We start from the raw sequence: 13,564 nt of genomic DNA, 5'->3' as shown, positions 1-13,564 counted from the left end.
GTGGAGGACTGTCGGCGCGGATCCTGTCTGCGCAGACTTGGAATGTTTCGGAGGAGCCTGTCTCCTCTTGCGTGGAGGACGCGTTTTGATCGATCATATTTTGTCCCGATTTTCGATTTCGACGAAGGTCATGGCCTTCGTGCTTCCCTTTGTGCTGTCGATAACCGCCGTCGGTCTGATGGGGCTTTACGCGTCGGGACTGCTGCAGCAGCGGATGGAGATTTCCAACGGCACGATGCGCTCGCTGAACGGCTTTCGCAGTGTGAACGCGGCCATGACCCGGTTCCTCAACGAGACCTCGGATGAAACCCGCACCGCCGTCGTCTCCCAGCTCGACGCCCAGCAGGCGACGCTGAAGGACAATATTGCCGAGATCGGCGAAGGCGGCATGGGCCGCAACTTCCTCGACGAAGCGATCGCCGGCACCGGCGCGATCAACCAGAAGATCGACGCTCTCTGGCAGTTGCATCAGGCGGAGGTTCAGACCGCCACCGCCATTCAGGAACATCTGAAGGGCCTGATGGCACAGCAGATCCGCGTCGGCGACGAAGCGCAGAAACTGCAGCGCGCGGTCGTCAGTGGCGAAGCTGACGCCAAGGCGGCCCTTCGCGAAGCCGATCGTCTCTCCGCTGCAGCCACCCAGCTCGCCGAATTTGTTCGCGGCTATTTTGCAGCCGGCCTGCCCGAGGCGCAGATCCCCTATCTGCAGAAGCAGCTTCCCGAACTGGTGAAGACCCAGCGCAAGATCGCCAATGCCTTGCCGGCCAAGTCGAAGCCCATGGCCAAGGAATTCCAGGCCGCTATCGGCGAACTGAAGACCGAGATCGCAACCGGCGACACCAGCCTGGAGGCCGGTCGCAAACTCGGCTCCATCACTGCGCGCTTCCGGGGCTTCGCCACGACGCTGGATCAGGGCGCGAAGGAGAAATACGCGTCGTCGGTCGAGAAGTTTGCGGCCGTCGAAACGGGTGCCGTCCAGGCCGACGATGTACAGGCTGGCAGCCGCATGCTGGTGGCGGACGTCTATGACCTGCGCCTCGTCGCTGCCAACTTCCTCAACGTCAAGGACGACAAGGCCCGCGAGCCGCTCCTGCGCCAGATCAAGCTGGTCAGCGACAACCTCGTCGTGCTCGGCGGCAGCATTGCCGACAAGGCCTTCTACGACAGCCTGACCGGCGCCATCCAGCCGCTTCTGGCCTCGCTGACATCAGACTCGGAAACATTGGTCAAGACCAGCGGCGCCCGCGCCGAGAGCTTCGCCGATGCCAGCCGCACCATGGATGCGATCTGGGCGTCGCTCACCTCCTTTGCCGACCTGCAGAAGGATGCCGCCGGCACCGAGCGCCAGGAAGCCAATCGCCTCTCCATCGGCACCACCATTGCCGGCGTGATCCTCGCCATCATCGGCGGCTTTGCGCTGGTGCTGACGTTGCAGCGGCCGATTGCCCGGATCACCGCCACCATGCAGCGTCTGGCAGAGGGAGACCTCGAAGCCGGCATTGCCGGCGACAGACGCGGCGACGAGATCGGCGCGATGGCCCGCGCATTGGCGGTCTTCAAGACCAACGCCCGCACCAAGCTCGAGATCGAATCCGAGCGTCAACGCGAGCAGCAGGAAGCAGAGGCCGAACGCCGCCGCAACGACGAAGACAAGCAGGCCCTCGACCAGCAGATCGACCATGCCGTCGGCAAGCTTGCCCAGGCATTGGAGCGCCTCGCTGTCGGCGACATCTCCTTCGAGATCGAGGGCCGCTTCCACGGTCGTCTTGAGCAGCTGCGCAATGACTTCAATCTGTCGCTTGCCCGCCTGCGTGACACCATGCACCAGATCTCCGGCAATGTGGACCAGATCCAGAACAATGGTCGCCAGATGGCGCAGTCCGCTTTGGATCTCGCCCGTCGCACCGAACAGCAGGCCGCTTCGCTTGAGGAAACGGCCGCCGCCGTCGATGAAATCACCGTCGCCGTTCGCTCCTCTTCGGAACGTGCGGAAGAAGTGAACGGCGTTGTGCGTGAAGCCAAGAAGAACGCAGACGAATCCGCCGTCGTCGTTGGCAGTGCGATTTCGGCCATGGGCCGGATCGAGGATGCCTCGCGTCAGATCTCCAACATCATCGGCGTGATCGACGAAATCGCCTTTCAGACGAACCTGTTGGCCCTCAATGCCGGCGTCGAAGCCGCCCGCGCGGGCGAAGCGGGCAAGGGCTTTGCAGTCGTGGCACAGGAAGTCCGTGAGCTCGCCCAGCGCTCGGCCAATGCGGCGAAGGAGATCAAGGGCCTGATCAACCGCTCGGCTGCGGAAGTGGCAAGCGGCTCGACCCATGTCCAGCAGACCGGCGAGGTGCTGTCGCGCATTGGCTCGCAGATATCAGCGATCAGCGACCACGTGGAAAAGATCGCCTCGGCAAGCCGCGAACAGTCCGGCGCGCTGCAGGAAGTCAACGGCGCCGTCAACCGCATGGACCAGATGACCCAGCAGAACGCCGCCATGGTGGAAGAGGCGACAGCCGCAACACAGGATCTGTCACTGCAGACCGATGCCCTGCGCGATCTCCTCCAGCAGTTCCGCATCGAGGCGGATCGCGGGCAGGGGACGGTTCGGGCGGCTTGATCGAGCCATTCAGAGACAGAAATTGAAGAGCCCAGTGCGTCCCACTGGGCTCTTCCGCATTCAGCGGCATGGCTCGAATGCCGGGACAGGATGATCGCTGGTCAGTGCCGCCTCGCGGGGCTGACGGTGGCCCAGAAGACGTTTGGAAAGCCGAAGCCATCTTTGATAAAAGCGCCGATAAATCGGTTCCCGATACCGCTGGTAGAAGGCGTCTTCCTCTTTCCGGCCTGAGGGTCGCTCGCAGGTCTTCTGCAGCGACAGGATGGCAAGGATCATGTGGGGCTCAAGCATGAGAGATCTCCTTCAAGTCTGGACCTGGGAAGAGGTTACTCATCAAAATTGGCTGTATAAACATGAAGGAATGCATTATGTCTTTCATTCATGAAAGACATAGCCTGGGATGCCTATCAGCTGTTCATCGTGATCGCCCGCCAGGGCGGCTTGACCGCTGCCGCTGACGCCACGGGCCTCAGCCCCGCCACGCTGGGGCGGCGCATGGTCGAACTGGAGCAGCGGTTGGGCCGCGAACTCTTCCTGCGCAGCCAGACCGGGTATCGGCTGACCCTGGACGGTGGCCAACTGCTGGAGCAATTGTCCGAACTGGAGGCGGCGAGCCGTAAGGTAGAGGAATGGAGGCGGGGAACCGGCGGGCAGGCGCTGGTGCGCATCAGCCTCGGCACCTGGATCGCCTGGCTGGTAGCACAGAACATGCACGCGATCCGTACGGAGCGAGATGCTTTTCGTATCGATATGAACGTTGCCGAGCAAAGGGCCCGTCTCGCCCATCGTGAAAGCGATATCGGCATCCGCGCCTTCGAGCCGGAGGAGCCAAACCTCGCCTCAGTCGCCGCAGGCGAGGTGGCCTATGCCGTCTATCGCGCCCGCAATCGTGATTGGATCGGTGCCGAGCCGTGGCTGGCTGTGGATACGGAAAATGCAGTCTCAAACTATCTGCGCTGGCCGCATGAAAATAAGCCGGATCGCATCGTCGTCACGGCCAATCGTCCACGCTCGCTGCTCGATCTTGTCAGGGCCGGAGCCGGTATGGCGATCCTGCCATGCTTTGTCGGTGACCTTGATCCAACTCTGGAGCGGACCGGCGAAGAGATCGCCGCGCTCCGTCACCGGCAATGGATCGTGATGAACAACGATGATCGCCATCGACGGGAAATCCGCATCGTTGTTGACCGCATGGCAAAGCTGCTCGGGGCGCACAAGGACCTATTGGCCGGACGTCGACCAAGCAAGACGGGATAACGCCGAGCGTTTTGCCGCTTCGAATGTAATCTTTGGGGGAAATGAAAAAATGGTACGGTTGGGGGGTCTCGAACCTCCGACCTCAGGTGCCACAAACCTGCGCTCTAACCAACTGAGCTACAACCGCACATGACCGCGTCGCTGACGCCGTCGAGGGGTCACATACGAGCAGTGAGATTTTTTTTCAAGCCCTTTCTGCGGATGTTGCAAAATGGGCTGGCATGAAAAAGGGCCAGGCTCGAAAGCCCGGCCCCTTTGATCTGGGAGGATCTGGTGTCAGGAGGCTCGATCAGGCAGCCTTGAAGGTCGAAGCGACCTTTTCAGCGGCTTCCTTGCCCGGCTTGGCGACGGATTCGGCAACCTTCTTGGCGGTTTCCTGGATTGCCTTGGCCTGTTCGATCGTCACTTCAGCCTGCTTGCGGATGAAGGCGGTCTGCAGTTCGAAGAGTTCGGCAACCGACTTCACGCCGAGCAGGGCTTCAAGATGCGAGAGCGAATGCTCGGTGTTGGTGCGCAGCGCGTCGATGGCCTTGAGGCCGAGTTCGACGGTGCCGGCCTGGGCGGTCTGCACGGTGGCTTCCACGGTCTTGGTGGCTTCTTCGGTTGCGGCCTTCATCTTGGCATAGGCTTCCTTCGACTGTGCGGCGCCCTTTTCGGCGAAGTCGCGGAAGTTTTCCTGCATCTTGGAAGGATCGAAGGTCGAGAAGGAGAACATGTCCTTGGTATTCATGGCGTATTTCCTCTTGTCTTGTGGGCCGTGCAGGCCGCTCGTTCATGCATGAATTCTATATAGCATCGAATATGGTGCATTGCAACATGATTGTGCAACGCACAATTAGAAAAGATGCATGTGGGTAATTCTGGCCGGTTAACCTTATCGACCGAAACAGCGCGCACTTTCTGGACCCAAGGCCCCTCCCTAGCTATTAAAAATCTGTTAATTTGCCCTCGAGGCCATGACGTGACAGGTTCAGCAATGCCCGCCCAGTACCCCTTCATCGATGTCGCCGTGCACGATCTGATCCGCCCCCGGCTGGCCAGGGGCGAGGCTCTCGTGCTGTTTTCGCCGGCGCTCGAGCGTGTCCTGTGGTGCAATGGCGCGGGCGCCCGATTCTTCGGCCAGGCCTCGATTTATGACTTCCTCGAAGAGGGGCCGGATCGCGCGGACGTGACCTTCCGTCAGATCGATGCCGCCACCCGACAGCTGCAGGCAACCGGCGACAGCCGCAGCCTGATGCTGCGCGTCACATCGGGATTCCAGAAGATTCCGGTCACGGCAACCGCCGAGCGCATCGAAATTCGCGCCGGCGAGCCCGTCGTCCTCCTGGCGGTGCCCGCCCTTGGCAAGGGACGGCCCGGCATTGCCGAGCGCGCGCAGGACCTGATGAGCGGCTTCGACGATCCCGACACCCATATGGCGGTCCTCGATTCGGACGGCAATGTGGTTGCCGGTTCCGCCGAGTTCGCCAAGCTCGGCATGACCACGCACACGGCACGCATGCTGATCGCCCTCGTCGAGGCGGATGCCGATCGCCTCGTGAAGCGTCCGATCCCGACCGGCCGCGGTTACCTGCCGGCCGCGATCGGCAAGATTTCCGACGATCCGTCGCTGCATCTGCTGTTCGCCGTGGAGACGATTCTCGGACAGATGGACCCGAGCGACGATTTCAACGAGACAGCGGACGTGGAGGCGGTCTCGGAACCCCTGGAATCGGATCTGCCGGTGGCGATCGCCGAGCCGGTGCGCGCCGACGATACCGACGGGCCGGCAGCTGCGGATATGGAGCAGGTCGAAGATACGGCTGATTCGGTCGAGACTGCAGAACCCTTCTCCGCCGTGATCGATGCGATCGGTGAAATCGAGGAAATCGAGCCGGTAGCGGAAGATGACGCCGCGCTCGATTACACCGGCGTGGAAACGCAGGCCGCGGACGAACGCGCAGGAGATGAAGGCGCGGAAACCGAAACCGCGCCGGACGCCACGGCCGAGCTTCAGGGTGATGAAATCATCGCCGGCGACGATCAGGATCTTCCGGAAGCGGTTGCCGCGACTGAACCGGAAGAGACGCTTGCGGCAGACGAAGCCGTAAGCGCGGATCAGTCTCTGAACAGCGAAGCCGAAGTCCTGCCGCAGGCTGCGCCCGATGCGACGCCTGCCGTGACAGACACCCTGTCCGATTCGACCGCCGAAGCCGCAACCACCGTCCGCATGTTCTCCTCGCCCGTTGTCGCCGGTGATAAGCCCTTCATTTTCGAACGCGGCCGCCGCGCCACGCGTTTCGTCTGGAAGATCGATGCCGAAGGGCGCTTTAGCGAAGTCTCGCCGGAATTCGCCCACGCCGTTGGGCCACGGGCGGCCGATATCAACGGTGTCGCCTTTTCCGACCTCGCCGCCCTTTTTAATCTCGACCCGGAAGGCAAGATCGGTGAGCTTCTGAAGAAGCGCGACACCTGGTCCGGAAAGACCATCCTCTGGCCGGTCGAGGGAACGAGCCTCGTCGTGCCCGTCGACCTCGCAGCTTTGCCCACCTACACCCGCAACCGTGATTTCGACGGCTTCCGCGGCTTCGGCATCGTTCGCGGCACGGATGCACAGGAAGACCCCAACGCAACGGGCCTGACCTTCGTGCCATCGGCCGACAGCGCAGATATGCCGTCAGCGGCGCCTGAACTTGCCGAAACGACGCGCGAGGAAGATCTCGAAGAGTTCCTGTCCGAGCTGCGTGAAGGGGAAAACCATCCGCCGGAGGATTTCGAAGAAGAGCAGCTTCATCATCCTGAGCTCGATGATGTCGACACCTGGATTGTCGGCGGCGACGACGACAACGAAACCGACCTCGATGCCGGCGTTTCTGAGGCCGGGGAGGGGGATCGGAGCACGGACACCGACACCACCGAAACCGCTATGCCTGTAAAGGCTGAGGATGCTCCTCCGACAACGGTATACGAACCGCCGGTGCTGCGCATCATGCAGCCGCAAAAGCAGAGCCAGCCGGACAAGATCGTCCAGCTCGAAGAACACCGCAGCCGCAGCCGCGATAACCTGACCCCGGGCGAACAGGCGGCCTTCCGCGAGATTGCCCGCAAGCTCGACCCCTTGGGGCTGCGGGCGCGGGTGGAGGAATCGCTGAACCCGGCAGCCGCCCCGCCGCCGGCGCTCCGCATGTCGCCGCCGACATCGCCGTCAGCTCTTCCGGAAACCCCGTCGGGCAACGAACCTGTGTCCCCGCGCACCGAGCCGACACAGGCGGAAGCAGCCGAGCCCGCCACCCCGACCGAAGCCGGTCGTGCGGCAACGCCCCCGGTCGAGCTTCCGCCCGCGCCGGTCATCGACGGTCTCCCGTCCCGCCGCGATCGCAGCCTCAGCGCCGAAATCGTCGACCTGATGCCCGTGGCGCTGCTCGTTCATGTCGGCGACAGGCTGATCCACGCCAATCCGGAATTCTTCGCGCTCACCGGTTATTCCTCCCTGGAGGATCTGGAAGCCGTCGGTGGCCTCGATGCGTTGATCCAGCGCCAGGATGTCGACGAAGAAGGTGGCCAGAGCGCCCGCATGGTTGCGGTCTGCGCCGATGATCGCCTCGTGCCGGTCACTGCCCGCCTGCAATCCGTCCGCTTCGACGATGCAAGCGCCCTGATGCTCGCCTTGATCGCCCAGCCTGGCCACACGACCAATGCAGAAGAAGGGGACGGCCCGCGCGAGGAAACGACCCCGCCGGGTGAACTCGCGCGCCTCAAGGTCGAGGTCGACGAGTTGCGCTCGATCCTGGAAACCGCGACCGACGGCGTCGTCATCCTGGATGCAGACGGTGACATCCGCTCGATGAACCGAGCCGCCAGCGCGCTGTTCAATTTCGATGACATGGAAACGCGCGGCAAACCCTTTGTCATGCTGTTTGCCCATGAAAGCCAGAAGTCGATCCTCGACTACCTGAGCGGCCTCTCCGGTCATGGCGTGGCGAGCGTCTTGAACGACGGGCGCGAGGTCATCGGGCGCGAGGCCTCCGGTGGCTTCCTGCCGCTGTTCATGACCATCGGCCGTCTGAACTCCTCGAACGGCTATTGCGCCGTCATCCGTGATATCACCCAGTGGAAGCGCACGGAAGAAGAACTGCGCAACGCCAAGCGTGCCGCCGAAACGGCAAACGCCCACAAGACCGATTTCCTCGCCCGCGTCAGCCACGAGATCCGCACGCCGCTCAACGCCATCATCGGCTTTGCCGACATGATGGCCAACGAACATTTCGGCCCGGTCGGCCATCCGCGTTACGGCGAATATGCCCATGACATCGTGCGCTCCGGCCGTCATGTGCTCGACATCGTCAACGACCTGCTCGATATCTCCAAGATCGAAGCCGGCGAGATGGAGCTCGATTTCGCGTCTGTGGGCCTGAACGACATGGTGCAGGCGGCGGTCTCGATCGTCCAGCCGCAGGCCAATAGCCAGCGCGTGATCATTCGCACGGCTTTGTCCCAGGCTGTCCCGAACGTTGTCGCCGACGGCCGCTCGATCAAGCAGATCGCGCTCAACATCCTCGCCAACGCCATTCGTTACACCCCCTCGGGCGGCCAGATCATCGTCTCCACCGCCTATGAGGCAAACGGCAGCGTCATCTTGCGCATCCGCGATACCGGCATCGGCATGTCACGCAGCGAACTGGAACAGGCGATGAAGCCGTTCCGCCAGGTCTCGACCGGCACGCCGCGCAATCGCGGCGACGGCACGGGCCTTGGCCTGCCGCTCACCAAGGCCATGGTCGACGCCAATCGCGCCCAGTTTGCGATCTCGTCCACCCCGAACGAGGGCACGCTCGTGGAAGTCACCTTCCCCTCGCCACGGGTACTGGCGGACTGAATTCTGAAGGACCCGGCGTTGCCCGGCTATCTAGGGCTTGAGGGAGGTCTGCCAGGTCGTTAGCCTCCGTGTTGTGACAGGGGCCTGGCAAGGTGAGTGCCTCGCGGACTTCCAGGAAAAGGCGGATTTGATTGTGACCACGATGGGCGTTCTCGCCATCATTCTCCTCGCAATCGCCGTCGGCGCGATGAGCCCAGGGCCGAGCTTCGTGCTGGTATCGCGCATCTCCATGTCCCATTCGCGCATCCACGGCCTGGCCTGCGCCATCGGCATGGGACTTGGCGGCGCGCTCTTCACGACCTTGGCCCTTGTCGGCCTGGTCGCACTTCTCCAGCAGGTGGAATGGCTTTATCTGGTGTTGAAATTGGCCGGCGGCCTTTACCTCGTCTATCTCGGCATCCGGATCTGGCAGGGTGCGAAGGTGCCGATGACACCCGTCAGCGGCGGCGAGGCAGGTCAACTCTCCTCGCCCTGGCGCAGCCTCGGCTTGGCTTTCGCCACCCAGGTCAGCAATCCGAAGACAGCCGTGGTTTATGCCAGCATTTTTGCCGCCATGATGCCGGCCACGCCGCCACTTGCTCTACTGCTGGCCCTGCCGCCGGCAATCTTCCTGGTCGAGGCGGGCTGGTATGCCATTGTTGCCTTTGCCTTTTCGGCGGAGCGCGCACAGCGGGTCTATCTGCGCTGGAAGACGGGCATCGATCGCCTGGCCGGTCTGGTGATCGGCGCGCTTGGTCTGCGTCTCCTTGGCGAAACGCTTTCTTCTGCATCGCGCCTGACCCTGCGGTGATTGGGACGGTTTCCTTCGGCCGGCCTTTGCGCTAGAGGAAAGCCACTCCCGCATCCGCAAGGGCCGACAGCTTGTACTCAGACGCCAGCTCGGGCACAGCCCCCTCGATCCAGTCTCTTCGCACACGAACCGGTGTCGCCACCCGGGCGGCCCTGCTCGTGGCCCTGGTCGTCGTCATGCCGATCGTCGCGATCTTTGTCATTGGACTGTCGTCCGATCCGGAGAACTGGCAGCACATGCTGACCAATGTCATCCCGAAGGCGGGTCTGCGCACGCTCTGGCTGCTGCTGTTTACCGGTCTGGTCACCTCCGCCTTCGGCATCGGCACGGCCTGGCTGGTCGCAGCCTGCGATTTTCCCTTCCGCCGCGTTCTTTCGCCAGCCCTTGTTCTGCCGCTCGCTATCCCGTCTTATCTCGCCGCCTATGCCTTCGGCGAATTTCTGGATTTCACCGGCCCGGTGCAAACGCTGTATCGGGGAGTTTTCGGCTACACCTCGGCGCGCGACTACAGCTTCTTCGAAGTCAGGTCCCTGAGCGGTGCCGTGCTGGTCATGTCATCGGTGCTCTATCCATACATCTATCTTGCATGCCGCTCGATGTTCCTGATGCAGGGACGCGCGGCGGCCGATGTTGCCCGCACGCTGGGCGCCAGCCCCTTGCGCGTCTTCGCCCGCATCCAGGTGCCGATGGCAAAGCCCGCCATCATGATCGGCCTTACGCTGGTGATGATGGAAACGCTCAACGACATCGGCGCAGTCGAATATCTCGGCGTGCAGACGCTGACGTTCTCGATCTACGACACCTGGCTCAACCGTGGCAGCCTGGCCGGTGCCGCACAGATCGCCTGCGTCATGCTCGCACTGGTGGCGCTTCTGCTCTTTGTCGAGAGACATGCCCGCAAGCGCCAGCGTTTTGCCAGCCACAAGACGACTGCCGTTGTCGTCGATGCCGTCAGGCTGAAGCTACGGGGCGCCAAAGGCGTCTTGGCGAGCCTGTTCTGCCTTTTGCCCATTCTGCTTGGGTTCGTCGTGCCGGTGAGCGTGCTCGGTGGTTTTGCCCTTCGGCGCCTGGGAGATTTCCTCCAGCCGAGACTGCTGGATGCCCTGTGGCACTCGACCGTCATTTCCGCAACGGCCGCCCTGATCACGGTCTTCCTCGCCTTTGTGCTCGCCTATGCGGCCCGCACCGAGCGTTCCCGCCTGGCGCGCGGTGCCAGCCGCTTCGCGTCCCTCGGCTACGGCATTCCCGGAACCGTGCTCGGCATCGGCGTGTTGATCCCGCTGGCTGCCTTCGACAACGCGTTTGACGGTTTCTTGCGTGAGACATTCGGCATATCCAGCGGGCTTCTCTTGTCCGGTACGGGTTTTGCCATCGTCTATGCCTATACTGTGCGTTTCCTCACCATGGCCGAAGGCACCATCGACGCCGGTTTCCAGAAGCTGTCGCCGCATCTCGACATGGCCGCTCGCACGCTCGGACGATCTGGGCCGCAGACGCTCCGCCAGGTGCTCCTGCCCAATCTGAGGCCAGCCGTTCTGACAGCCGGTCTTCTGGTGTTCATCGAAACGCTGAAGGAACTCTCCGCCACCATCCTGTTGCGGCCGTTCAACTTCAATACCTTGGCGACACTCGTCTACGAAGATGCCTCGCGCGGCATGGCGCAAGATGCGGCCGTCGCCGCCATCATCATCATTCTCGCTGGGTTGGTGCCGGTACTGCTCGTGTCGCGTTCGCTGGACGACAAGCGCTGACGACAAAAAAATGGGCGGCCGAAGCCGCCCGCAGTGGATGCTGTCGAACCGGAGAAGAAAGCGATCAACATCATGTCTTCGGAGCCGTCGCTGGCTCTGACCGCACATCATCGTGCGTCTCCAAGTTGCCGATAGTCTTGCCAAACCCGGCTTAACAGATCCTTACTGCCGGTGCACGCGGACTACCCTAGAATTGAGGTGTTATGTCCGGGGCGGCCGGTTTCGGGACACAATCGCGTCAACTCTGCAATTGCGGCAGATTGGCAAAGAGATCGAGCGCGTCCGGGTTGGCCAGCGCTTCCTTGTTCTTCACCGGACGGCCATGCACCACTTCCCGTACGGCAAGTTCCACGATCTTGCCCGACTTGGTGCGGGGAATGTCGCTGACCTGAATGATCTTCGCCGGCACGTGCCGCGGCGAGGCACCCGTGCGGATCTTCGCCTTGATCTTCTTGTCCAGCGCCTCGTCGAGCGTCAGCCCCGGCGCCAGACGCACGAAGAGGATGACGCGCACGTCGTCCTCGAAGTCCTGTCCGATGCAGATCGCCTCGATCACCTCGTCCAATTGTTCGACCTGATTGTAGATCTCCGCCGTTCCAATACGCACGCCGCCCGGATTGAGCGTCGCGTCCGAACGGCCGTGGATGATGATCCCGCCATGCTCGGTCCATTCGGCAAAATCGCCATGGCACCAGACATTGTCGAACCGGTCGAAATAGGCAGCATGATACTTGGCACCGTCAGGGTCGTTCCAGAACATGATCGGCATCGAAGGAAAGGCCTTTGTGCAGACCAGCTCACCCTTCTCGCCACGCACCGGTTGGCCCTCGTCGTTCCATACGTCCATGGCAAGGCCCAGCCCCGGCCCCTGGATCTCCCCACGCCAGACCGGCTTCAAAGGGTTGCCCAGCACGAAACAGGAAACGATATCGGTGCCGCCGGAGATCGAGGCAAGCTGGATGTCGCCCTTGATCCCCTCATATACGAAGGAAAAGCCTTCGGGAGACAAGGGAGACCCGGTCGAGGTCATGAGACGAAGGCTCGAAAGATCATGAGTCGTCTTCGGCGTCAGTCCCCCCTTTCGCACGGCGTCGATATATTTGGCGGAGGTCCCGAAGATCGCAAACCGTTCCTCAGCCGCATAATCGAACAGAACGTTGCCATCGGGGTAGAAGGGCGAACCGTCGAAGAGGCAGAGCGTTGCGCCACAGGCGAGCCCGGACGCAAGCCAGTTCCACATCATCCAGCCGCAGGTGGTGAAATAGAACAGCCGGTCGCCGGCACTGATACCGCAGTGGAAGCGGTGTTCCTTCAGATGCTGCAACAGGGTGCCGCCGGCTGAATGCACGATGCACTTCGGCACGCCCGTCGTCCCGGACGAGAAGAGGATGTAGAGCGGATGGGCGAAAGGCAGGCGGCGGTAGATGATCTCCTTGACGGAAAACGGCGAGACGAACTGTTCGAGGCTTCGGCCGTCCTGAAGCTTTTCGACGAGCGCTGCCGTCTCTCCGGCATAGGGAACGATGAGCACAGGCACGCCAAGCCTGGCCCCAACGGCCACCACCTTGTCGGCGACATCCTGTCGCTTGCCGTTGTACCAGTAGCCGTCACAGGCGATGAACAGGCTCGGCTCAATTTGGCCGAACCGGTCCAGAACGCCCTGTTCGCCGAAATCGGGCGAGCAGGACGACCAGATGGCGCCGAGCGAACTGGCAGCCAGCATCAGCGCGATGGTTTCGGGCATGTTGGGCATCATCGCGGCGATACGGTCCCCCGGGCCGATCCCCAAGGCCTGCATCGCCTGCTGCAGGCGGGAGACCATGGCGGTCAGTCTCTGCCAGCTCCAGCGGTCTGAGACCTTGTTTTCACCACGGAAAATCAGCGCATCGCCGTCGCCTGCATGCGCGAGCAGGTTCTCTGCGAAGTTGAGTTGGGCTTCGGGAAAGAAGCGTGCCTGCAGCATGTCGTCACCGTTTGCGAGCGCAATGCCGCCCTTTGTTCCGACAACGCCGCAATAGTCCCAAACCGCCGACCAGAATGCACCCCGATCGCTGGTCGACCATGTATGGAAGCTGTCATAATCCGCAAACGAGGTCCCAAGAGAGGATTCGCACCAATCGATGAAATGGCTCAGGGGTTGGGCGGCCTTGAATGCCTCCGACGGGACCCAAAGGGGGGCTTGTTCCATAAAATTCTCCTCCGCAGATGGCTGAGGTTTATAGCATAGTGCAGTGCGACATGAAGCGGGATTTGCGGCATCAATGGGTGCGAGACCATTTGCAGCAGGAGGCCAAATCCTG

At 62.2% G+C, this 13,564-nt stretch carries 8 protein-coding genes and 1 tRNA gene; 5 read left to right on the top strand and 4 right to left on the bottom strand.

What is annotated here, in order from left to right:
* Positions 1–130 precede the first annotated feature (130 nt).
* Positions 131–2,611 (top strand): HAMP domain-containing methyl-accepting chemotaxis protein, encoded by a 2,481-nt coding sequence (locus DFO46_RS14665; protein WP_120278268.1) that lies wholly within the window; start codon positions 131–133, stop codon positions 2,609–2,611.
* Between the two features lie 60 nt (positions 2,612–2,671).
* Here DFO46_RS14665 and DFO46_RS14660 read toward each other — a convergent pair whose 3' ends face one another.
* Entirely contained in the window at positions 2,672–2,902 is a 231-nt protein-coding gene (locus tag DFO46_RS14660; RefSeq protein ID WP_120277799.1) for a hypothetical protein, read from the bottom strand.
* A gap of 90 nt (positions 2,903–2,992) precedes the next feature.
* On the opposite strand from DFO46_RS14660, the gene DFO46_RS14655 reads away from it, so the two are divergent.
* On the top strand, positions 2,993–3,868 hold the full coding sequence (locus DFO46_RS14655) for a LysR family transcriptional regulator (RefSeq protein WP_120277798.1): 876 nt from the start codon (positions 2,993–2,995) through the stop codon (positions 3,866–3,868).
* Positions 3,869–3,918: 50 nt separating this feature from the next.
* Here DFO46_RS14655 and DFO46_RS14650 read toward each other — a convergent pair.
* Positions 3,919–3,995 (bottom strand) — tRNA-His (locus tag DFO46_RS14650).
* A 162-nt stretch (positions 3,996–4,157) separates the two neighbouring features.
* On the bottom strand, positions 4,158–4,598 hold the full coding sequence (locus tag DFO46_RS14645) for a phasin (protein ID WP_110789908.1): 441 nt from the start codon (positions 4,596–4,598) through the stop codon (positions 4,158–4,160).
* A 246-nt stretch (positions 4,599–4,844) separates the two neighbouring features.
* Here DFO46_RS14645 and DFO46_RS14640 point away from each other — a divergent pair, with 246 nt between their 5' ends.
* The 3 genes from DFO46_RS14640 (at position 4,845) to DFO46_RS14630 (ending at position 11,264) form a co-directional block, all read left to right on the top strand.
* Entirely contained in the window at positions 4,845–8,723 is a 3,879-nt protein-coding gene (locus DFO46_RS14640; RefSeq protein ID WP_120277797.1) for an ATP-binding protein, read from the top strand.
* Positions 8,724–8,856: 133 nt separating this feature from the next.
* Complete coding sequence (locus DFO46_RS14635) at positions 8,857–9,513, top strand: LysE family translocator (protein ID WP_183041940.1); 657 nt, start codon at positions 8,857–8,859, stop codon at positions 9,511–9,513.
* Positions 9,514–9,689: 176 nt separating this feature from the next.
* Positions 9,690–11,264 (top strand): iron ABC transporter permease, encoded by a 1,575-nt coding sequence (locus tag DFO46_RS14630; protein ID WP_120278266.1) that lies wholly within the window; start codon positions 9,690–9,692, stop codon positions 11,262–11,264.
* Positions 11,265–11,502: 238 nt separating this feature from the next.
* On the opposite strand, the gene DFO46_RS14625 is transcribed toward DFO46_RS14630, so the two are convergent.
* The gene (locus DFO46_RS14625; protein ID WP_120277796.1) at positions 11,503–13,452 is read right to left on the bottom strand and encodes an acetoacetate--CoA ligase; all 1,950 of its coding nucleotides are present in this window, start codon (positions 13,450–13,452) and stop codon (positions 11,503–11,505) included.
* Between the last annotated feature and the right edge of the window lie 112 nt (positions 13,453–13,564).

It is taken from the genome of Rhizobium sp. AG855 (assembly GCF_003610655.1).
Taxonomy (GTDB): Bacteria; Pseudomonadota; Alphaproteobacteria; order Rhizobiales; family Rhizobiaceae; genus Allorhizobium; species Allorhizobium wuzhouense.
This window is presented reverse-complemented; position numbering and strand designations above follow the sequence as displayed.

Bases quoted from the DNA above. Each gene is read 5' to 3' on its own strand.
- DFO46_RS14660 (WP_120277799.1), bottom strand. From the start codon at position 2,902: ATGCTTGAGCCCCACATGATCCTTGCCATCCTGTCGCTGCAGAAGACC.
- DFO46_RS14630 (WP_120278266.1), top strand. From the start codon at position 9,690: ATGCCGATCGTCGCGATCTTTGTCATTGGACTGTCGTCCGATCCGGAG.
- DFO46_RS14625 (WP_120277796.1), bottom strand. From the start codon at position 13,452: ATGGAACAAGCCCCCCTTTGGGTCCCGTCGGAGGCATTCAAGGCCGCC.
- DFO46_RS14665 (WP_120278268.1), top strand. From the start codon at position 131: ATGGCCTTCGTGCTTCCCTTTGTGCTGTCGATAACCGCCGTCGGTCTG.
- DFO46_RS14640 (WP_120277797.1), top strand. From the start codon at position 4,845: ATGCCCGCCCAGTACCCCTTCATCGATGTCGCCGTGCACGATCTGATC.
- DFO46_RS14655 (WP_120277798.1), top strand. From the start codon at position 2,993: ATGAAAGACATAGCCTGGGATGCCTATCAGCTGTTCATCGTGATCGCC.
- DFO46_RS14645 (WP_110789908.1), bottom strand. From the start codon at position 4,598: ATGAATACCAAGGACATGTTCTCCTTCTCGACCTTCGATCCTTCCAAG.